At 60.5% G+C, this 21359-nt stretch carries 18 protein-coding genes; 8 read left to right on the top strand and 10 right to left on the bottom strand.

Translation table 11 applies throughout. The features are described 5' to 3' along the window. Positions 1-19: 19 nt before the first annotated feature. A complete protein-coding gene (gene hypF / locus JMF94_RS11960) occupies positions 20-2521 on the bottom strand; it encodes a carbamoyltransferase HypF (RefSeq protein WP_240825339.1) in 2502 nt (833 codons plus the stop codon). 176 nt (positions 2522-2697) lie between these two features. Between hypF and JMF94_RS11955 the strand changes: the two genes are divergently transcribed. From JMF94_RS11955 to JMF94_RS11940, 4 genes are all read left to right on the top strand, one after another. Then, positions 2698-3267, top strand: a complete 570-nt coding sequence (locus JMF94_RS11955; protein ID WP_240825337.1) for a cupin domain-containing protein — start codon at positions 2698-2700, stop codon at positions 3265-3267. A gap of 108 nt (positions 3268-3375) precedes the next feature. Further along, a complete protein-coding gene (locus JMF94_RS11950) occupies positions 3376-5055 on the top strand; it encodes an AMP-binding protein (RefSeq protein ID WP_240825335.1) in 1680 nt (559 codons plus the stop codon). A gap of 355 nt (positions 5056-5410) precedes the next feature. After that, complete coding sequence (sppA, locus tag JMF94_RS11945; RefSeq protein ID WP_240825334.1) at positions 5411-6448, top strand: signal peptide peptidase SppA; 1038 nt, start codon at positions 5411-5413, stop codon at positions 6446-6448. Positions 6449-6616: 168 nt separating this feature from the next. After that, the gene (locus JMF94_RS11940) at positions 6617-7108 is read left to right on the top strand and encodes a hypothetical protein (protein ID WP_240825333.1); all 492 of its coding nucleotides are present in this window, start codon (positions 6617-6619) and stop codon (positions 7106-7108) included. 84 nt (positions 7109-7192) lie between these two features. On the opposite strand, the gene JMF94_RS11935 is transcribed toward JMF94_RS11940, so the two are convergent. The 4 genes from JMF94_RS11935 to JMF94_RS11920 all read right to left on the bottom strand — a co-directional run bounded on the left by JMF94_RS11935 (position 7193) and on the right by JMF94_RS11920 (position 11203). Further along, positions 7193-8455 (bottom strand): sensor domain-containing diguanylate cyclase, encoded by a 1263-nt coding sequence (locus JMF94_RS11935; RefSeq protein ID WP_240825377.1) that lies wholly within the window; start codon positions 8453-8455, stop codon positions 7193-7195. 369 nt (positions 8456-8824) lie between these two features. Further along, entirely contained in the window at positions 8825-9169 is a 345-nt protein-coding gene (locus JMF94_RS11930) for a hypothetical protein (RefSeq protein ID WP_240825332.1), read from the bottom strand. Then, on the bottom strand, positions 9166-10578 hold the full coding sequence (locus tag JMF94_RS11925; protein ID WP_240825331.1) for a translation initiation factor IF-2: 1413 nt from the start codon (positions 10576-10578) through the stop codon (positions 9166-9168). The genes JMF94_RS11930 and JMF94_RS11925 overlap by 4 nt, the downstream gene beginning before the upstream one ends. 40 nt (positions 10579-10618) lie before the next feature. Next, a complete protein-coding gene (locus JMF94_RS11920) occupies positions 10619-11203 on the bottom strand; it encodes a hypothetical protein (RefSeq protein ID WP_240825330.1) in 585 nt (194 codons plus the stop codon). 239 nt (positions 11204-11442) lie between these two features. Here JMF94_RS11920 and serS point away from each other — a divergent pair, with 239 nt between their 5' ends. Further along, complete coding sequence (gene serS / locus JMF94_RS11915) at positions 11443-12717, top strand: serine--tRNA ligase (RefSeq protein WP_240825329.1); 1275 nt, start codon at positions 11443-11445, stop codon at positions 12715-12717. Positions 12718-12795: 78 nt separating this feature from the next. On the opposite strand, the gene JMF94_RS11910 is transcribed toward serS, so the two are convergent. The 5 genes from JMF94_RS11910 to JMF94_RS11890 all read right to left on the bottom strand — a co-directional run bounded on the left by JMF94_RS11910 (position 12796) and on the right by JMF94_RS11890 (position 18378). Continuing rightward, positions 12796-13284 carry a hypothetical protein gene (locus tag JMF94_RS11910; protein ID WP_240825328.1) on the bottom strand — a complete coding sequence of 163 codons (489 nt, stop codon included), beginning with the start codon at positions 13282-13284 and terminating at the stop codon, positions 12796-12798. Positions 13285-13371: 87 nt separating this feature from the next. After that, positions 13372-14163 carry a DUF4198 domain-containing protein gene (locus tag JMF94_RS11905; RefSeq protein ID WP_240825327.1) on the bottom strand — a complete coding sequence of 264 codons (792 nt, stop codon included), beginning with the start codon at positions 14161-14163 and terminating at the stop codon, positions 13372-13374. A 140-nt stretch (positions 14164-14303) separates the two neighbouring features. After that, positions 14304-14945, bottom strand: coding sequence for a class II aldolase/adducin family protein (locus JMF94_RS11900; protein ID WP_240825326.1), 642 nt, complete (start codon positions 14943-14945; stop codon positions 14304-14306). Between the two features lie 33 nt (positions 14946-14978). Next, a complete protein-coding gene (thiL, locus tag JMF94_RS11895) occupies positions 14979-16046 on the bottom strand; it encodes a thiamine-phosphate kinase (RefSeq protein WP_240825324.1) in 1068 nt (355 codons plus the stop codon). A 1-nt stretch (position 16047) separates the two neighbouring features. After that, positions 16048-18378, bottom strand: coding sequence for an ATP-dependent helicase (locus JMF94_RS11890; RefSeq protein ID WP_240825322.1), 2331 nt, complete (start codon positions 18376-18378; stop codon positions 16048-16050). A gap of 117 nt (positions 18379-18495) precedes the next feature. Here JMF94_RS11890 and JMF94_RS11885 point away from each other — a divergent pair, with 117 nt between their 5' ends. The 3 genes from JMF94_RS11885 to JMF94_RS11875 all read left to right on the top strand — a co-directional run bounded on the left by JMF94_RS11885 (position 18496) and on the right by JMF94_RS11875 (position 21200). Then, a complete protein-coding gene (locus JMF94_RS11885; protein ID WP_240825320.1) occupies positions 18496-19752 on the top strand; it encodes a multidrug effflux MFS transporter in 1257 nt (418 codons plus the stop codon). A 133-nt stretch (positions 19753-19885) separates the two neighbouring features. Then, positions 19886-20653 (top strand): class I SAM-dependent methyltransferase, encoded by a 768-nt coding sequence (locus tag JMF94_RS11880; RefSeq protein WP_240825318.1) that lies wholly within the window; start codon positions 19886-19888, stop codon positions 20651-20653. Between the two features lie 10 nt (positions 20654-20663). Then, positions 20664-21200, top strand: coding sequence for a hypothetical protein (locus JMF94_RS11875; RefSeq protein ID WP_240825316.1), 537 nt, complete (start codon positions 20664-20666; stop codon positions 21198-21200). Positions 21201-21359: the final 159 nt, after the last annotated feature.

Below are 21359 nucleotides of genomic sequence, written 5' to 3'. Positions count from 1 at the left end.
TTTTCCGCCTTGTTTGTAATCAGAGTTTCGCCCTTGCCAGCATCCTTCTGCCCCACACGGCCTGACCGAGGGAAAGCCCTCCATCACCTGGCGGCAATTCATGGTGGGTGAGGGCTGTGAGTCCCTGCTCCACCAACGCCAGCGGCAGCAGCCGCGCCAGCGTGGCATTCTGCAATACGCCGCCGGTGAGGCCCACACAATTCACGCCCAGTTTGCGGGCTGCACGGCCCGCCATACATGCCAGCGCCCGCGCAAGGCTGAGGTGAAAACGTGCCGCAGCTTCTGTGGCGTCCATTCCCTGCGCCTGCGCCTGCGCAACGAGGGCAAACAGGCCCGCGCTGTCCATTTCGAGCAAATTGTGGTGAAGCGCAACACCAACGGGCCAGATCAGCGCGGCCACGTCCTTGTCGCACGCCTTGCCCTCAAGCGCAGTTCGGATGCGTTCTTGGGCGCGGTTTGCGGCATCTTCAAGGCGGATGGCGGCCTGACCTTCATAACTTGTATCTAGGCACAGCCCCAATTGCGCGGCCACCGCATCAAAGAGGCGTCCGCAACTGGACGTGGCCGGGCAGTTGATGTCGCGCCGCAGCATTTCTGTCACCGCAGCGGTGGCCTGCGCTTGTTCCGGCAGCCAGGGGGTGTGCAGTGATGGAAGAGGAATTTCCGCCTGCTCGCACAGATTGCGCAGGGCCAGCGCAATGCGCCAGGGTTGGCGCACCGCCGCATCTCCGCCAGGCAAGGCAAAGGGGGCCAGACGGCCCACCCTGCGCCACTGGGCCTGTTCAAGCTCCATGAACAGCAGCTCTCCGCCCCAGACTGTGCCGTCGTCGCCCAGGCCCGTGCCGTCAAGGCAGAGGGCCAGGGCCGGGCCGTAGTGGCTGTTTTCGGCCAAAACGGCAGCTGCGTGGGCGGCGTGGTGCTGCAAGCGCCACAGGGGCAGGCCTTCGCGTTCAGCGCGGGCCTCAGCATAGCGGGTGGAAAGAAAATCGGGATGCGCATCGCACACCAGAGCCTCGGGCCGCACTTCCAGCAGCTTTTCCAGATGCGAGGCCACCTCCTCATAAAAACTCAGGGTGGCGGGATTCTCCAGATCGCCGATGTGCTGGCCCACAAATGCCTCGGCTCCGCGCGTCAGGCAGATGGTGGCCTTGAGTTCCGCACCGGTTCCCAACACGCAGGGGGCGTTTTGCTCCGCCTTGGGCAGAAAAACCGGGCGCGGCACATAGCCCCGGGCGCGGCGATAGAACAGCGGCTCGGCCAGCTGGGGCGCGGGCGCAGATGCGCCGTGCGCATTCGTACCGGACAAGCTCGGCTGGAGCGTCACCACGCTGTCGTCCACACGCACCAGAATATCCCGGTCGTGCAGCAGCCATGCGTCCGTGAGATGGGCAAGCCGGGCCAGAGCCTCGCGGTTGCCAAGGCAAATGGGTTCGCCCCCGGCGTTGGCCGAGGTCATGACCAGCACGGGCGGCAAGGGCGCGCATTCCGCAAGGCGGCTGAAAAGTACGGCATGCAGGGGCGTGTATGCCAGCATGATACCAATTTTGCCAGTATCAGGGGCTACCTCGTGCGGCAAATAGGCGGCATCATTCCGTGTTGTTGCGCTGTTCTGCGTCGCACTGCGGCGGGGGCAGAGAACAACGGGCTTTTCCGGGCTTTGCAGCAGGGCCTCGTGTTCCGGCGTGAGCTCGCACAGGGCGCGGGCTGTTGCCAGATCGCCAACCATGAGGGCCAGCGGTTTGTGCGGGCGTGTTTTGCGCCGCCGCAGCTCCTGCAGACTTTGGGCATTACGCGCGTCGCAGGCCAGTTGGAAGCCCCCCAGGCCTTTGAGCGCCAGAATCCCGCCGTGGAGCAGGGTCTGTACGGCCTGTTCCAAAGCCTGTTGCTGATTTTCTGCGGTCGGCGCAGTTTGTCCTTTGCTGGCCGCAGCCGCATCCACAAACCACAAACGCGGGCCGCACGTTGGGCAGGCCACGGGCTGGGCATGAAAACGCCTGTCTGCCGGGTCGGCGTATTCCGCGCTGCACCGGGGGCAAAGCGGAAAACAGCTCATGGACGTAACGGCGCGGTCATAGGGAATGGAGCGCGTGATGGTGTAGCGCGGCCCGCAGTTGGTGCAGTTGGTAAAGGCGTACTGGTAGCGCGGATTGTCCGGATCGCGCATGTCGGCAAGGCAGTCGGCGCATACGCCCATATCCGGGCTTACAAGCACGCTGTGCGCTGCCTGCCCTGAGCTGGAAACAATGCGGAATGCTGTTTCGTCCCCTACAACAGGCAAGTCGTGTTCGTCCACGTTGGTCAGCCGTGCCAGCGGCGGCAGTTCGGCGCGCAGGCGGCGGCCAAAGCGCTGCACTTCTGCCTCTGCGCCCTGCAGTTCCATACGCACGCCTTGAGAGGTATTGCCCACAGTGCCTGTAAGCCCGCCCTCGGCGGCCAGGCGGTAGACAAAGGGGCGAAAACCCACGCCCTGCACTTGCCCGGAGGCCACAAAGGCCCTTCTGACCATCGGTTGTTTGCTCATGCCTTTGAGCATAGCGCAAAGAGCAAAATGTGTCAGCAGGGGTATTGTATGACCGCTCAACAGCGCATGTTTGCTTGCGAGCGCACGGGCTTTTCGGTATTTAGTGGGTTGCTTGCCGCCACGTCATCCTGCCAGAGCGGCATCCAACCCGGCATATCCGGCAATCAGGAGCGTCTATGCCCCCCGTGCGTACCATTGGTTCCCGCATCCGTGGATTTCGCGAAGAACGCGAAGTTGACCTGCAAACTCTCTCCCAGAATACGGGCCTTACGGAAGACTATCTTGAAAAGCTGGAGTCAGACGCCATCTATCCCTGCATCGGCCCCCTGCAAAAGGTGGCCCGCGCCCTTGGCGTGCGCCTTGGCACTTTTCTGGACGACCAGTTTTCGCGCGACCCGGTGGTGAGCAGCATCAATGGCGAGGCCGAGGCCGATGAAGCCCTGCATACAGGGCGCGTCCCCCGCCCCAGCTATACCTATCATGCGCTGGCCAAGGGCAAGAATGACCGCAACATGGAACCCTTCCATATCCGCATTTTCCCCGAGAGCGGTGAACGCAAGACCACCTCGCACCAGGGCGAGGAATTTATCTGCGTGCTCAAGGGCGAACTGCTTGTGGTCTATGGGCGCGAAACCCGCGTGCTCAAGCCTGGCGAAACAATTTACTACAATTCCATTGTGCCGCATTACGTGGGCGCAGCTGGCGACGAGCCTGTGGAATTTCTGGCTGTGACATACAATCCCTAGGGCATGTTTACTTTCTGTTGGCCTGATTCGGGGCGCGATCCAAAGCCCTTCAGGCCGCACACCGCGTAACAGCGGCGCACCAGCCGCAACACGCCTTTGGGAGGATGCATGGAAGAAAAAGTTCGTGAGCGTCAGGCGCAGTTTGAACTGCGCGAATGGACGTTGGGGCAGGTGCTTGACCACACGGTGGCGCGCTTTCCCGATAATGAAGCATTAGTATACCCTGACCGCAACTATCGCCAGACCTGGAGCGAATTTGGCGCTCTGGTGGACGATTTTGCCAAGGGGTTGATGGCTCTTGGCGTGCAGAAGGGTGAAAAGGTCGCGGTATGGGCCACCAACGTGCCTTACTGGGTGGCTTTGCAATTCGCCACGGCAAAAATTGGCGCCATACTGATTACGGTAAACACCAATTATCGTGAACACGAATTGCGCTACCTGCTCACCCACTCCGAGTGCGAAAATATTTTTCTTATCGACAGTGTGCGCGACCACGACTATCTGGACACCCTTTACCGCATCGCGCCCGAGCTGCGTTTGCAGTCGCGCGACAGGTTTGTGTGCAAGAGCCTGCCCCACCTCAAGCGCGTGTGCTTTTTGGGGGCGGAAAAGCACCGGGGCATGTACTCCGTGCCGGAAATACTCTCCCTTTCCGTCATGGTGGACGAGGCGGAATACGCTGCTCGTCAGGCCCTGCTCCAGCCGTGGGATGTCATCAACATGCAGTACACCTCGGGCACCACGGGCTTTCCGCGCGGGGTCATGCTGACCCATGTGGGCGTGGGGCTGAACGGGTACTGGATTGGTCGCCACCAGAATTTCGGCCCGGAAGACAGGGTGTGCCTGCCCGTGCCGCTGTTCCACTGCTTCGGCTGCGTGCTTGGCGTCTCCGCCGCAGTGAACCACGGCGCGACCATGGTTATTCTTGAGTCGTTCAACGCGCTCAAGGTGCTGGCTGCGCTCGACAGCGAACGTTGCACTGCCGTATACGGCGTGCCCACCATGTTTCTGGCAGAGCTGGAGCACCCGCTTTTCAAGCGTTTTGACCTTTCGCACATGCGCACCGGCATCATGGCCGGTTCTGTCTGCCCCGAGCCGCTCATGCGCCGCGTGGTGGACGACATGAACATGACGGAAATCACCATTTGCTACGGCCTTACGGAAGCCTCGCCGGTGATGACCCAGTCAGATATTCATGATCCCCTGTCGCTGCGCTGCGAAACCGTGGGTTGCGCCATGCCCGGCATTGAAGTGCGCGTGGGCGACCCCGACACCTGCGAGGAACTGTCGCGCGGCGAGGTGGGCGAAATCCTCTGCCGTGGCTACAATGTCATGAAGGGCTACTACAATATGCCCGATGACACGGCCAAGGCCATCAGCCCCGAAGGCTGGTTGCATTCCGGCGATCTGGGCGTTATGGACGAAAACGGCTACCTGCGCGTGACGGGCCGCATCAAGGATATGATTATCCGTGGCGGCGAAAATATCTATCCGCGTGAGGTTGAAGAGTTCCTTATGGGCATGCCCGGCATTCTGGACGTGCAGGTTGTGGCTGTTCCCAGCCGCAAGTACGGCGAAGAGGTCGCGGCCTTCATCATCCCCCGTCCTGGCGTGGAAATTCTGCCGGAAGACGTGCGCGATTTTTGTCGCGGCAAGGTGTCGTGGTACAAGATACCCAAGTACATCAAAACAATAACAGGGTTCCCGCTCACCGCCAGCGGCAAGATCCAGAAATTCAAACTGCGCGAAATGGCCGCAGAATTCTGGCCTGAACCCATGCAACGCTAAATATAAAAGGCGCGCCCTGCACTTGCGGGGCGCGCCAATGCAACAAAAAGTCAGGATGTGCCTAAAAAGTATAGGCTCCCCTGGGCAAACAATGCGCGCCATGAACCAGACAAACAGCCTGCCACAGTCGCATGAACCTGCGTGAACAATCCCGCTCCGCGCCAGTCTCCGGCCTCTGCCGTCAGCCCAACCGTGCGCCCAGACCCTTGCCATAAAAATTTCCAAGTCATTGAACAGGCCATGCGGCCATCTCCGCCGATAGTGTAGCCAGCCTGCGGATTTTTCCACCATCGGGCCACGGCCCATCACAACTACAATCAGGTCAAAGAGCGTTATGAGCAATCAGGAATTTTCATTGAATACAGAGTCTCCGCTTTCCATGTCCGCCATGCCCGATGGCGGCCTGGCCGAATCTGCACCAGCTGCGGCGTCCTCAGCAGCGCCTGCCCCCTCGGCTGGGCAGTCCTGCGCCTGCCCGCTGGCCCAGGTTCCGGCAAACGTGTGGAAGGATCTGCTGCGTCGCCCATTCCGTAAGCGGCATCCGGTCATCTTTTGGGGGCTTATACTGCTTTTGCTGGCAGGTGTCGGTGTGTTTGGCGCTGCTCTTGGCAGCAACGGCCTCATGGGCGGCCAGCGCATAGCCCTTGTGTCTGTTTCCGGCCCCATCATGGATCCGGAACCTGCCCTTGAATGGATACGCAAGGTGGAGCGCGACCCCATGATAGCGGGCGTACTGTTGCGTGTGGATTCGCCTGGCGGGGGCGCTGCGGCATCGCAGGAAATTTATAGCGCCGTGCGAGAACTGGCCCGCAAAAAGCCCGTGGCTGTAAGCATGGGGTCTTTGGCCGCATCGGGCGGGCTGATGGTCAGCATGGCGGGGTCGCGCGTGTTTGCCAATGCCTCCACCGTGACAGGTTCCATTGGCGTTCGCATGGATATTCCGCAGTTGCAGGGCCTTATGGGCAAAATCGGGGTGGGGCAGGAGACAATAACCACCGCTCCCTACAAAGACGCCGGTTCCTACATGCGCCCGCTGAGCACCGAGCAGCGCGACTATTTTAAAAAAGTGCTGGATGACATGCACCAGCAGTTTGTGGATATCGTGGCCGATGGACGGCATATGGAGCATGCCCGCGCCGCCGCGCTTGCCAGCGGCAAGATTTTTACTGGGCGGGAGGCCGTGCAGCTTGGACTGGTGGACGAACTGGGCGGGCAGCAAACGGCTTTGGCCTGGCTTGCGGAACAGTGCGGCGTACCAGCAGAGCGCAAGCTTGTGACCCGGCCCAAGGAAGGCGGTTGGCTGCCGCGCAGCCTCAAAACCATGCTCGGGGTTGATCTGAGCGCACTGGGCAGCCTTTCTTCCAGCAGCCCTGTGTTTCTTTACCAGTTTTAGGGGCAGCGCTATCTGTAGTGCGGCTAATGTGCTCTGACAATAATAGGTAATAAAATTCTTGTATTATGAGTATTGCGGGCGGCTGTTCTAGACAGCCGCCCTTGCTTGTGCGATACTTCCGCCCGAAAAAATACCGCGCACTGCGCGGACATTTCAAGGAGCTTGTCCATGAAATATGCGCTGTTGGGTTCATTGATGGCCTGTGTGCTGTTGGCGGGCCTGTGCGGGGCGGCTGCCGCTGCGGAAAAAAAATTTAACCATTTCAGCATAGATTTGCCCGCCAAGTGCTCGGCAACAGAAAAAGAAAGCATTGTAACTGTTTCCTGCGGGCAAGATTCATTTTTTTCCATTGGTATTTTTACCAAGGTGGAAACCGGCAATCTGACGCCCAAGCAGTTTGCCGAAAAGCAGTCGGCCAGGCTTAAAGGCACGGCGCCTTCAAAGGCTGACGATGGCGGCGGCTGGACGTTCCAGGCCATGTCCGGCAGGGTCATGACCCATGCGGACGTGTCCACTGAGGGTGACCTGACCTTGCTGTTTATCAGCGATGTGAGCGATGCGGACTGGCCCGATGCCCTGCAAAAGGCCTATGATTCCCTGCGTGGGGCCGATGACCGTGCTGATGCCCTGATTCAGAAATCACTTTTTGAGCGGGAATAAGTTCGCGCCAATCGCGCCTTTACTCAAGCTTGCCTTAACCGCAAAGCCCCGCCGGATAAACCAGCGGGGCTTTGTTTTGCGCTGTTAATCGCTCTCGGCAATGCTGCACGTGGCTGAGGCGACCTTGTTGCGACCGCTGTTCTTAGCGGCGTACAGGGCTTTGTCCGCTACTCTGATGAGTTTTTCGCAGGCAGTATGCCCTGACAGGGCGCAGGCCGAGCTAAGCGCCGCAACCCCGATGCTGATGGTCACACGCCCAAGGGCGCTTTGGCAGTGGGGGATGCGCAGGGCGCTGATGGCTTCGCGCACGCGTTCGGCAACCATTGTGGCGCTTTCCTTCCCTGTATGGGGCATGATGATGGCGAATTCCTCGCCGCCGTAGCGGAACAGTTCGTCACCGGGTCTGAAAAGAGCGGCGCTCATGGCCTTTGCCGCACGGGCAAGGCAGTCGTCCCCGGCAAGGTGCCCATAGGCATCGTTGTACAGCTTGAACTTGTCCACATCGACCATGGCAACACACATGTCGCCGCCTTCCCGCGCAAGGCGCGCCACTTCCCTTTGCAGGGCTTCATCAAAATGGCGGCGGTTGAACACGCCTGTCAGGTAATCCTTGAGATTCATTGCTTCCAGTTGCCGATTGGCGGCCTCCAGCCGACGTTCCAACCCCTTGCGCAGACTTATGTCGCGCAGCGACACACAGATGGAGTGAAGCTCGCCGCAGGCATTGGGCAGGGCGTAGATGGACATGACGTAGTCCTTGCCGTCCCAGATGATCTCCTGTTCGGGAATGACTTCTCTAGATGGGAGTACCCTGAAAGCCTCGTCCACCACGTCAACGGAAGGGATGCCCGCTTCAAGAATGTGGGAACGCACCAGGGCGTTGGCGGGCTTGTTCGCAATAATGGCATACTGTGCGTTGACCGCCAACAGTTGCCCATCCCTGTTAACGATGCAGAGCGCCATGAAATCGTGCGCGAACACCTCCTCAAAAATTGGCGCGAGATCATCGCGCATATCTACAGAGCCTATGCTGCGCTCTTCGCCCTCAAAGCCGAGAAATGCACCGCTGGCACTGTGCACGGGCCTTATGTTCAGGCTGGTAACCGTGTGTGTACCTCTTGGGCACACATAGCGCACGGTGCAGCCTGTGAGCGCCCTGGGTTTGGCAGGAGCAATGGCTTGGCGCAGCATGGCGGCATCGTCCGGGTGCATGCAATGAACCAGAGAATTACCCGCGAGGGATCCCGCTGGTAATTCCAGCAACTGTTCCTTTACCGCATCCACATGACGGTAGTTCAGGTCTGGGTCGACGGCCCAGCAAAAGGATTCGCTGGTGGTTTTTTGCATCGACACGGTTCCCCCTCCTTTGCCGCCCGAATTGGTTCAGGGCATTGCCCCTGCTGCGCGGAACTGCGGCAAAGACTCTGTCGATTTCAACGCCAGAATATACATAAGGGAACCCTTTCGCCAGAGATTTCGGGCAGAAAGGCCTGTGCTCAAGAAATATCGAAGATGCCAAATACCTGGCGGGCACAAAGCTTGTGATTATGGGAACAAAGGGCGGCCGCGAACAAAAAAATATGAAAGCCATAATTTTTTGCGCGGAAACTCGCGAGCGAAATGTGATTAAATCACATTCTGGCGTAGCGGCACAAGCGCGGATTGCCTCGGTGAAATATGCCGTAATTCAGGCAGGAAGGACAAAGAGTCGAAAAATTAATGGCCGGAGTAATCCAGAACGTTGTTCAGCGGAGCGCTGTGGCTTTCAATACGCCCGCAGTTGAAGGCGTGGCGATTAAGCCGCCAGCCCTCCATATCAAGCACGTCAAGCTTTCCCTTATGCTCCGGGCAGATATGCTCCCCAAGTACCGCCAGTACTTCATCCACGGGAAAGTACATGCCTTCAAAGGAGATGCGGGCCATATCGCCGTCACGCTCAAGAACAGGCACGTCATCTTCATCCGGCATGGCATCGGCGCAGGACTGTTCCAGAGCTGCGTAAAAATCATCGTTCACAGGATACACATGCCCGTAAACTTTAAGCAGAGGGGCTCGGCTCATGGTTTTGCCGCCGTGTCGCCAGCCCTGGCGGGTGGTTGAGGCGTGACGGCATCCGCAGCGGGCGGGGCGCCCTCTTGCCTTGAAGATGTAAGGCACATCTGTTGCCCTCGGGCGGCGGCAAGGCCTTCACAATCGCCCAGAGCGCAGGCGGCGGCCAGATCATCGCACATGCCGGGTTCGTTGCTGCGCAGCATGCGCAACGCACCACGGGCCCGCAAAAGCCGAACTTTGTCCGATGTGTGGGGGAAAGCATCCGTTGTGGCTTCCAGCACCGCGCTCAGGTCATCTTCGGCAAGCGCCAGTTGCTGCAAGCGCCAGTGGGCCAGTGCGCGGATGTACCGCGCGCGGCCAAGGCCGGGGGCAAGTTCCAGCGCGGCAGTGCAGGAAGCGATGCTGCGCTGCGGCATGCCCGCCTGCAAGAGTGCCTCGCCCAGAAGTAGCCGGGTAGCTGCGCTCTGCGGCAGACTGACGGCAGCTTTTTCAAGGATTGCCAGAGACTCTGCCGAGGTCAGCCAACCCTCGGGCGAAAGGCGCAGTGTATCCAGAGCCGCAATGGCGGCGGCAAAAGTGTCTGCCAGGGCATCAGCGTTCAGCTGCGCTTTCTGTTGCGCCGCCTCCTTGGTGATGTCTTCGGGGGTAGGCATGGGCGGGTGCTGGGTCAACTGCCCCGGCGGCGTCGCCTTGGCAATATACCATGTACCGCCAGAACCGGGGGACGCATCGCCGGAGCCGCCAGATCCAGGCAGGGCATCGGCGGCGGCGAGTTCCTGAGCGACATGCCGGGCATTTGCCGTTGCGGTCATCAGGTCGGCCAGCAGCAAACGCCGCACTTTCAGGGCGTCAGGATTGCGCAGTAGCCGCAGCAGTGTTTCCGCCGCATCGGGCCGGGCCAGCAAGGTAACCGTCATGCTTTGCGCGCTGGAATCCCCGCCAGCGGCAGCATGGTCAACCTCTGTCAGCGGGGTGTACAGTTCAGCGGCCAGCGCTGTGTATTCGTTGAAATCGGTGATGCCCATGCGGATGTCGCGCCTGTTGGGCAGAGCTGCTGCGGCAGTGTGCAAGGCCTCAAGAAGGGCTGCGGCTTCCGCGCACAGGCGTTGGGCGTGCGGGGGCAGTGGCGCGGCGGGGCAGTGCGCGCTGCGAAGAACGGGCGATGGCAGGGGGAGGGGGCCTGGTCTGGAAGCAGAGGGGCCATTTTCTAGAGGCGAGAGCGGATCAGCAGGAGTTGGGCTGGCACTTTCAGCTGGGGTATTGTCAGCTGTATTGCCCTGTGAGTCCTTGCCCTCCGGTGCTGGTTTGTCAGCGGCAGAGACTGCCGCCGGTGGGCCGGGCGTGTGTTCTGCTGCGCATGCCGCACCGCCGGTCAACAAAACCGGCGGCAGGGCAAAAGCTCCCAGCAGAACCGCCATGGGCAAGCTGGAAAACAATGTACGCAAGGCCCGCATGGGCTTATTTTTTTGCCTCGATGGTCTGGACAATCTTGTGCGCCATGGGTTTGACCAAGTCGCGCAGAGTTTCCAGCATCAGGTTGTCGGCAGCGCTGCCTGAGGGCAGGCCGGTGCGCGACTGTGACGCGTTGAGCGATTCACGCAGGATGCGCGCCTGCCGATTGGCAAGCACGTAGTTTGCGCGCAGCGATGTGGACATGTCGGTGGTGGACGTTTCGCGGATGTTGGCTTCATCGACCTGGCCAGTGACCATAAAGTCGGGGTTGCCCTTGCGCGCTTCGTTCACGCTGATGGAATAGGAAACCTGCATGCCGTTGCGCGCAAGTTCATCGGCCAGAGCCTTGCTGATCCACTGGGCGACATTGTCGGTGGTGACAAACGCGCTGTTGTCGCGGCGGGTGCCGATGACGGTCTGATCCATGCGTTTGTCTTCAAACATCACAACAGTCACACGGGGTGCGTTGGGAGAAGGAAGCACCGAAGCGTCCAGAGCGGGCGGCGGCAAGAGTCGGACATTGTTGCTCGGCCCGCAGGCTGCAAGCAACGCCAGCAGGGATACACAAAGAACAATGCGAAAATGTTTCATGACGGCCTCACGTAACTTGTATAGAAAATCTCCAGAATACTTGTTACTACGTATACGCAAAATTTGCCTTTTGCAAGGTTTGCAGGTCTGCCTGCGCCAGATTGTCAGGTACAGGCCGCATGCAGCCGCCTTGCAGGCAGCGGCCCAGCATGCTACAGCCTCTCTGTTGCGCTCCCCATCCTCATGTGGAGCAGATTTTGCTATATCCCGCGCGGTGCGCGTTTTTTTCAGGAGCGGCTATGATTGACCTCAAACTGGTGCAAAAGCAGCCCGAAGTGCTGACCAAGGCTTTGACCGACAGGCATTCGGATCTGGATGTTAATGAATTTCTAGCGCTGGACGCCCGCCGCCGCGCCCTGCTGACCGAGGTGGAAACCCTCAAGAGCCGCCGCAACGTGGCCTCTGCCGAAGTGGCCGCAAAAAAACGCGCGGGCGAAGATGCCACGGCTCTGCTGGCCGAAATGAGCGGCGTTTCCGAACGCATCAAGGAGCTGGACGTTGAAACCGCCCAAGCCAAGGCCGATGTGGAAACCTGGCTCATGCGCGTACCCAACCTGCCTGACGCCGCCGTGCCCGTGGGCAAGGATGAATCGGAAAACGTGGAGGTGCGCCGTTGGGGCACGCCGCGCGAATTTGATTTTGAGCCGCGCGAGCATGGCGATCTGGGCGTGGCCCTTGGCGGGCTTGATTTTGAGCGCGCCGCCCGCCTGACCGGCAGCCGCTTTGTGGTGTCCCTGAACTGGGGCGCGCGCCTTGAACGCGCACTGGTGAACTTTTTTCTTGATCAGCACACTGTGGCTGAAGACTATATTGAAGTCTGCCCGCCCTACATGGTCAACCGCACCAGCATGACAGGCACGGGCCAGTTGCCCAAGTTTGAGGAAGACCTGTTCAAGTTGCGCGAGTGGGAATACTACCTGATTCCCACTGCCGAAGTGCCGCTGACCAACCTGCACGCTGGCGAAGTGCTGGACGAGGCCGACCTGCCCCGCGCCTACTGCGCGGCCACACCCTGCTTCCGCTCCGAGGCGGGCAGCGCGGGCAAGGATACGCGCGGCCTTATCCGCATGCACCAGTTTACCAAGGTAGAGATGGTGCGTTTCGCCCATCCTGACGACAGCTTCAACCAGCTTGAGATCATGCGCGGTCATGCCTGCAACCTACTGGAAATGCTCGAACTGCCCTACCGCGTCATCACGCTCTGCACGGGTGACATGGGCTTCAGCTCTGCCAAAACCTATGATGTTGAAGTGTGGCTGCCCACGCAAAAAACCTTCCGCGAAATTTCGTCCTGCTCCAATTGCACGGACTTTCAGGCCCGCAGGGCCGATATCCGCTTCAAGCCCAAGGGCGGCAAGGCCACGTTCCTGCACACGCTCAACGGCTCCGGCCTGCCCACGGGCCGCACCATTGCCGCCATCCTTGAAAACTGCCAGCAAAAGGACGGCAGCCTTGTGTTGCCCAAGGTGCTGGTTCCCTACATGGGCGGCAGGGAAGTTATCGAACCGAAATAAACGTTCATTGCTGATGTAAAAACGGGTGCTTCCTTCAGGAGGCACCCGTTTTTTTGGGTCAAAAACAGTTTTGAACCATTATACCGTAAGTTTTTTTCTGCGGCGCATCACGGCAGCCGCCAGCGCCATGTTGGCAATCAGGCTCAGGCCCAGCAGAATGCGCAAGGGCATGGCAAAGCCGCCTGGCCCCGCATCGTGCCCGCTGTCTGCGGCTACGGCCCCCTGAGCGGCGCTGATTTCCACCGGGTGTTCAACCCTATGCCCCATGTTGTCGGCCATGATGATACGCCAGTGGCCCGGCGCATCAGGCATGAAGGCAAAGCGCCCCTGCGCGTCCGTGCGGCCATTCTGAAATTCCACCTTGTCGTCTGCGGGGCTGTAAACCTCCACCTTGGCATAGGTGGGCTGCTCGCCGCTGGAGTAGGCAAACTGCACAAGCACCACGCCGTCATGCCGGGTGTCTGCCGCATACAGGGCATGGGCCGAAACCTGGGCAACGGTACCTGTCAGAAGCAGCGCAACCGCAAGACAGATGGCGGCGCAGCGCCCCAAAAGAAAAATGCGCATAACTATCCTTGCCTCAAGCATATGTGGGAATGCGATCAGGCGGGAGAAAGCGAACCTTCCCCCGCCTGCCTGCGTGTGGATATGGGGCTACTTTACGGGGAACACATAGGTGGCGCGCAGATGGTGCTCATCCGCGTCCGTGCCGGGGGTCTTTTCCACCACAGTGGTGCGCAGCATCCACAGTGCGGGCTTGTCCACGGTAAAGGATGCCTTGCCCTGCGCATCAGTCTGCACCTTGGATTTGTAGGTGTCCTGTTCCTTGCTGAAGGCATCGTGGGTCAGGCCCACAGTCGCGTTGGCCACGGGCTTGCCGCGCAGCAGTACCTGTACGTTCAGGGGGGCGCCGGGCTTGATGTCAGCGGGATTGGTCAGCAGTACAAGTTCCAGATCCTGACCAAGGGCCTTGCCGAACAGGGTGTCGTTGCTGGCGGGATTGAGCAGGGTTTTAGCGAATTTTTCATACTTGCCGGAAGATTTGACCTTCATGCCTTTGGCTTCAAGGGCGGAGCGGCTGCCTTCCATTTCACCCTGGGTTGTTTCGCACCATATCTGGGGCAGGCGGTGGCCCACCAGCATGGCGGGGCCGTTCTGCGCGAGGGTGAAGTCGCCCACCAGCGAAACAAGCGCCTTGTCTTCCGCAAGGGCGATGTCGGTTTTTTTGTCGCCCTGCAAGAGGTACAAGCGCACGTTGGCGGGGTTTTCGGCTTCTTCGCTGACCATGAACACATGGGCCGCCTGCGCCTGCAGGCGGGTTTTCTGCCCGGCGGCAGGGGTTGCCGTGTCGGGCTTGAGGATGAATTCGTGGGCCAGGGCGGCAGTGCTGGAAATCATGAGACCCATAAGGGCCAGAGCGGTGCAGAGGTGCGAACGGATATGCATGGTGGAGGGCTCCTTTGAGTTCGTGTTACGAAAATATAGTGCATGTTACAGCTGCGCATATGTTTTTGCAAGTTGTAACACTGAACGAACAAAAAAGCCCGCAAAATGCGGGCTGTAAGAAAAAGGTGGCAATGCCAGCGTTAAACCGTGGCAAGTATCTGTAGCGCGGCCAGATGTTCCAGCTCTTCAGCCAGACACAGGGCATCGGCCAAGGTGCGCCCAAGACAGCACAGGCCATGCCCAGCCATCCACACGGCATCCTTGCCGCTGGCAGCCAGAGCTACGGCCTCTGCCAGCTCGGCGGTGCCGGGGGGGAGTGCCGGGGCAAAGCCCAGCTTGGCCCGCCACACCTCGGCTTCAAAAAGGGGCAGGCGCAAAAAGTCCTCTTGCCTGCCCGCCAGCCGCAGGCTCAAGGCAAGCAGGCGGCGAGGGTGTGTGTGCAAAATGGCGTTGCAGTCCGGGCGGGCGCGATAGATGGCAAGGTGCATGCCCGATTCAGTGGACGCAGGCCCGCCAGACACGGTTGCGCCTGTGGCGATGTCCATAAGGCAACAGTCGGCGGCGGTCAGCCTGCCCTTGGCAGCGCCGCTGCGCGTGACACAGACAAGCCCTGGCGCGTTGCTGCCGAGCCTGCGGCTGGTGTTGCCGTTGCAGCCGGACAGCAGGCCCTGCTTCCATGCATCGCGGCAAATTGCGCGAAATTCTTCAACCGTCTCAGAAGGGATGGATGGTTGATCGTTTGAAAGCGGCGCGGATGCTGATCGGTGCGAGGTGTTGCTCATGCGGGATTTCCTTTGTTTTGCCATGCGTGCATGTCAGGCTTTCTGCCTTTTGTGCTCAAAGTGGTCAAAGCCGCGCATGTCCGACAGAGTGTCCAGCGGTTCGTTGTTGCACACAATACCGCCGCCAGCGGTGACAACGCCGATGCTTGTAAGGCGCGGTATGGCCGCATGCAGGGGGGGCAGCATGTCGGGCGCGCACGAACCAAGCAGGGCGTAATCCTCGCCGCCAAGCAGGGCCTCGTGTACGGGATTTTTGCCATGGGCTTCGGCATAGCTCACTACTTCCGGGTGCAGCTGCCCACGGGCCAGCATAATTTCCGCCCCCAAGCTGCCGCGCGAGGCCTGACCCGCCGCGCTCAATTCGCCCGTAAGGCCAAGCAAACGGGGCAGATCACGCATGATGCCGTCAGAAACATCCATGAGCGCAGGCGGCCGGGCGTTGAATCCTGCCCGCGCCAGCATGAGGCCAGCGTCCACCTGCGGCTCGGGGTGCAGGTGCGCCGCGCAGGCGGCGGGCCATTGCTCCAGAGCCGCGCGGCCTTGAGCTTCAAGGGCTTTGAGCCCCACCCGGGCAAGGCCAAGGCGGCCCACCACAAAGAGCACATCGCCGGGCATGCTGCCGCCGCGCACAAGAAAGGTGCCGGGGTCGGCGGGTTCGCCCCACACGGTCACAGAAATATGCAGGCGCTCGCAGCCGGAAAGATCGCCTCCGGCCAGCACCATGTTGTGTTGCTTGGCAAGCCCGGCCATGCCGGAGAAAAACGCGTCCAGCCACGGCTCGTCCACCCAGCCGGGCAGGCCGAGGCAGAGGGTAAAGGCGGCGGGCCGCGCCCCGCAGGCCGCAAGATCGCTCACATTGACGGCCAGCGCCTTGTAGCCTGTTTCTTCAGGGGTAAAATACGAGCGGCGAAAATGCACGTCTTCCAGAAAAAGGTCACTGCTCACGGCAAGGGGCTTGCCGCCGCGCAGCACGGCGCAGTCATCGCCCCTGCCCAGCAGCAGGGAAGGCCCGGTCTGCGGAAAATGCCTGCCAAGACAGGCTAGAATGCCGTCTTCAGAAAGAGAGCCATGAGAAACAGGGGATGCGTGGGGCGGAACCATATCAGCTCTCCAGAATCAGATATTCGCTCAGGATGACCTTGAGGCCGAAGCCGGGGAAATTCACCTGCACCTTGTCCGGCGGCAGATGTCGCACGATCTTGCCCCGCCCGAAAATACGGTGGCGGCAGTAACACAGTTCGCCATCGGCTGCGGCCTGCGACCCTGAACTTCCATGAGCCGCCGCAGGGGTGGACGTGGGGGTCGCAAAGGGAAAAGTCTGCTTGCCCGAGCCGCTTGCTGGCGCATTCACCGGCGCATCGTCAGGCGCAAGCTGGCAGTCGTCATAGGCATCGTGGCTCGGCGGGCGCTGCGGACGCGGCAAAAGCCCGCCCGAAAAGACCTGCGCGCCACCAGGCCCGCCAGCAGAAGACATGGCGGTTTTACGCCCAAAACCCACGCCGCCAACGCTACGGCGCGAAAGCACGCCGCCGAAGCCTTCAATCCATTCTTCAACCATGCCGGGCGCAAGCTCACGCACAAAGGGGCTCTGGCTCACGTGCTGACTGCCGCGCTCCGCCCTGTTGTAAAGCGAAGCCGGGGCGTAAAGGTCAAGGCACTGCCGCGCGCGGGTGCAGGCCACGTACATGAGGCGGCGCTCTTCTTCAAAATCTTCTGGCCGGGCCAGAGCGTGGCGCGAAGGAAAGCGGTCTTCCACCAGATCAATGATCAGAACGGCATTCCACTCCAGCCCCTTGGCCGAATGCACGGTGGAAAGGGTGATCTTGCCCTCGTTGCTGTCGGCGTCATCGTCTTCCGGCGCTTCAAGGGCAAGATCTGCCACAAAAAGATCCAGTTCGCTGTAGCCGGAGGCCATCTGGATGATTTCTTCCAGCCCCTGCTGGCGGCGGGGCCAGTCTTCCGGGTAGAGGGCCTCGAGGCGAGGGCGGTAATGCTCAAGAACGGACGACAGCGTGCCCGAGGGCGGCATGGGCCGGGCGCGCAGGTCGTCCACAAAGCGCATGTCTTCCAGAAATCCCGGATACTTGGCAAAGGCTTTTTCTGTGGATTTCTGGTCGCCGCTGCGGGCCACGGCATAGAGTTTTTCTACCGTCTTGGGGCCAATGCCGCTGTGCTGGGCCGCCACGCGGGCAAAGGCGGGCAGGTCGAGCGGGTTAAGCAGCAGGCGGGCGTAGGCGATAACATCCTTGACGTGGGCAGCCTCGGTATAGCGCAGCCCCCCGTATTTGCGAAAGGCAATGCCTGCCTGGTTGAGGGCCATTTCCAGATTATAGGAATGGAAGCCCGCGCGGAACAGCACCGCGATTTCGTGCGGCAGATGGGTCGCCAGCAGTTCTTCAACCCGGCGCACCACCAGCTTGGCCTGACTCATGTCGCTGAGCGGGGTCACAAGGCGTACCGGGTCGCCGCCTTCCTTGCGCGTGAACAGATTTTTGCGGAAAGATTCCGCAGCGTGGGAGAGCAGGTTGTTGGCCACATCCAGCACGGGCTTGGTGGAGCGATAGTTTTCCTCCAGCCGTACAACGCGCGCGCCGGGAAAAAGCGTGGGGAAGTCCAATATGTTGCGCACATTGGCGCCGCGAAAGGCATAGATGGACTGGGCTTCGTCGCCCACAGCCATGACGTTGCCTGGTGGGCCGTCCAAGGGCCCTGCCAGCAGGCGCACAATGCGGGCCTGAACCAGGTTGGTATCCTGATATTCGTCCACAAGAATATGGCTGAACCTCTGCCGCAGCGAGGCGGCCGCCAGCGGATTTTCACGCAGCAGGGCCTCAAGCTCGAACAGCAGATCATCGTAATCCAGCAGGCCCTTGTCGCGGCGGTAGGCATTGTAGGCATCACCCAGCCGGGCCAGACCATCGGCATGGGGCAGCAGGTGAAAGGCTTCGCGCCGCAGCACTTCGTCCAGCGGCAGCTCCTTGTTGCGGGCCTTGCTCAGCAGCCCCACAATGCTCTGGGTTTTGGGAAACGACCTGTCCCCCTTGCCCAGCTTGAGCTGATCCTTGCAGTGTTTGACCGCCTCGTTGATGTCGGCGGAATCCATGACTGTGAAGGGTCTGTCGCCAAGCCATTCGGGTTTCCAGCGCCTGAGCGCCCCAAAGCCAAAGGCGTGGAAGGTGCCGCCCTGCACGCCCGCAAGCCCCTGATTGAGCAACAGCCCCGCGCGGTGCAGCATTTCCTGCGCGGCCTTGCGGGTGAAGGTGAGCAGGAGCATGGCGTCAGGTTCCACGCCGTGTTCTGCCAGCCATGCCAGACGGTAGACGATGGTGCGGGTTTTGCCGCTGCCTGCGCCTGCCACAACCAGCACAGGGCCGTCGCCGCAGGTGGCTGCCTCGTACTGGGCTTCGTTAAGGGCTTGAGCGTAATCAATCATGGGCGCAGGGTAGCATAAGGCGGCAGCGCATACCAGAGCCGCGCAGGGGCATTCCCCGCCCTTGACTTTGCCCGCGCTCGTCCCGAATATCGCGCAAAGAAAAGAAAAAGGACAAACATGCGCATTACGGAAAATGATTATATTGTGGGTGCCGGCGCAAGGCTGCCCCGCCGCCGCAGGCTGTTTCTGGCGCTCTTGCTGGGCATGATGGCTGCCTTTGGCCCGCTGTGTACCGATACCTATCTGCCAAGCCTGCCCGCGCTGGCGGCAGATCTTAATATCTCCACGGCAACAACCCAGTTGACCATCACGGCCTGTCTGCTGGGCATGGCCCTCGGGCAATTGTTTGTGGGGCCCATTTCAGACTCCACCGGACGGCGCAAGCCACTGTTCATGGCGCTGATCTTCTTTACGCTGGCTTCCATCTGTTGCGCAGCGGCCAAAACGGGCAACAGCTTTATTGCTCTGCGCTTTGCGCAGGGGCTTGGCGGGGCAGGGGGGATTGTGCTGGCCCGCGCCATGGCATGCGACCTGTTTCGCGGGCCGGAGCTGACCAACTTCATGAGCCTGCTTATGGCGGTCAACGGCATTGCCCCCATTACCGGGCCGCTTCTGGGCGGGTGGCTGGCATCCCTGAGCGGTTGGCCCCTGATTTTTTATTTTCTGACGGGCTTTGGGGTGTTGCTCATCGTGCTGAGCGCTGCGGGCCTGCCCGAAACACTGCCGGAAACCATGCGCCGCGAGGGTGGTCTGCGCGCCTCGTGGAAGGCCATGGGCGAGCTTTTGCGGCAAAAACCCTTCATGTGTTATGTGGGCGTGCAGGGTTTCACCATGGGCGGATTTTTTGGTTACGTGGCGGCCTCGCCCTTTGTGCTGCAGGGCATGTACGGCATTTCGCCGCAGGGCTACAGCGTCATTTTTGGCTGCAACGCCTTGAGCGTCATGTTTGTCGCCCTTGCCACAGCCCGGCTGTCGCGCCGTTTTGGCGAAGCCCGTTTGCTGCAAATCGGCAACACGCTGCGCTGTGCGGCCTGCCTTGGCGTACTGGCCGTGACGGTGCTCGCGCCAGCTTCGCCTTTGCCGCTGCTCGTGGGGCTGTTTTTCATGATCGCCCTCCAGGGCATGACGCTCCCCACCAGCTTTACCCTTGGCATCAGCGCGCAAAATGTTGGCGCGGGAACGGCCTCGGGCATTCTGGGCGTGGCGGTCTTTATTTTTGGCGCGTGCACCTCCCCCCTTGTGGGGCTGGCCGGGGGCGATACCGCTGTGCCGCTGGGTCTGGTGAGCGCCTGCACGGGGCTTGCCGCCGCAGTACTTGGACAAGTTGGCAACAGCGAAATGCAAAAGCGCGCCGTGCGGGAAAAGCAGGCCTGAGCCTGCTCGTTTCTGGCGGGGATCGGGCGGCATTGTTGCTGCAAATCAGCCCGCCGCATTGACGCGCTGTAGTCTGATGTTTACAACAAGTGGCGCTTGCGCTTTTTTTCGCCGCGCAGGGAGAACCGGATTCATGGATTGGGATGCCCGTCTTTATGACCAGAGCCACGACTTTGTGGCAGCCTACGGTGAAAACCTGCTGGGGCTGTTGCCCGATGGTCTGGGCTTTGTTGTTGACGTAGGCTGCGGCACAGGCACACTGACAGAAGCCTTGACCGCCAGAGCCGCCCGCGTGGTGGGCATCGACGCCTCGCCCGACATGATCGAGCAGGCCAGGATGCGCCTGCCGCAAGTGGAATTTCTGGTAATGGACGCCTGCGACATGCCGTGGAACGGCTGCGTGGACGCGCTGTTTTCCAACGCCGCGCTGCACTGGATAGAAGATCAGGAGCGTCTGACCGCCGCCATGGCGCGGGCGCTGCGCCCCGGCGGCCTTCTGGTGTGCGAATTTGGCGCGCAGGGCAATATCGGGCGTATCCGCGCTGCCTTTGGGGCGGCCTTTCAGGCCGTGCTGGCAGGGGAAGGCATTGGCCCGGCGCATCTGAACAGCGAGCGTTTTTATTTTCCCTCGGCGCAGGAATACGCAGGCCTGCTGAGCCGTCACGGATTTTCCGTGCGGCTTGCGGAAGAGTACGACAGGCCTACCCCTCTCAAAGGAGGGGAAGAAGGCCTTGCCCGCTGGATGGCCCAGTTTTTTGCTCAGGATCTGGATTGCGTGGCCCCAGAGGCTCAGGAAAAGGTTTTTGCCGCCGTGGCGGATGCCCTGCGCGCATCCATGTGGAATAACGGCGGTTGGATTGCTGATTATCGGCGGCTGCGGGTCGTGGCCGTAAAACATTAAGGGAGTCCCCATGCCCGAAGCTCAAGAACAATTTCAGAATGGCGTTGCCAAGGTTCTGGAAGCCGTCATGTTCGAGAACTGGCTGCGTTTTTATTTCATCTCTGAAAAGCCCGATGCCCCTGCCGCTACGGACGGCCAGCCCGCTCTGTTCATCGCCGTGCCGGTCAAGGCCATGGAGCGCATCAGCGAGCTGTTCCCCCGTCTGCTGCCTCTGGCAGAAGACATGAACGGTCAGGAAGTGACCTTTGAAACCTCCCGCCGCGCGGTCTGTAATTTTGTTCTGGCCCATGTGGACGGTCAGGTCATGCCCCGCGATACTGCGGCCATGATTTTTGAGAGCGCCACCTTCCAGGTGCAGATGCAGCTTTTCAACGCTTGGGTGCAGATGCACGAAGCGCAGCTTGACCGCAACTTTGTGGATTTTGGCGGCTGGCAGAAACTCTTTGACGAATGGCGCAATACGCCTGCCGCGCGCGAACTGGCCGAAAAGCTTTCCCTTTCTTTGCAGGGTGCGGCTGTTGCGCCGGGCAAGGATACTGTGCAGTAGGCTGTGCAAGAAAATATTTTGTACAGTTTTGCGCCTTCCAGGCAGGGCGCAGGCACGTGGGGTTAAACATTTTTAACGCGTCCAGTGAGGGGCTGAAAAAAATTACCAATAAAAAGCAGCGTGTTATATGATTATTCGTATGCTGCTTTTTGTGGCACG

It is taken from the genome of Desulfovibrio sp. UIB00 (genome assembly GCF_022508225.1).
Classification (GTDB): Bacteria; Desulfobacterota; Desulfovibrionia; order Desulfovibrionales; family Desulfovibrionaceae; genus Desulfovibrio.
This window is presented reverse-complemented; position numbering and strand designations above follow the sequence as displayed.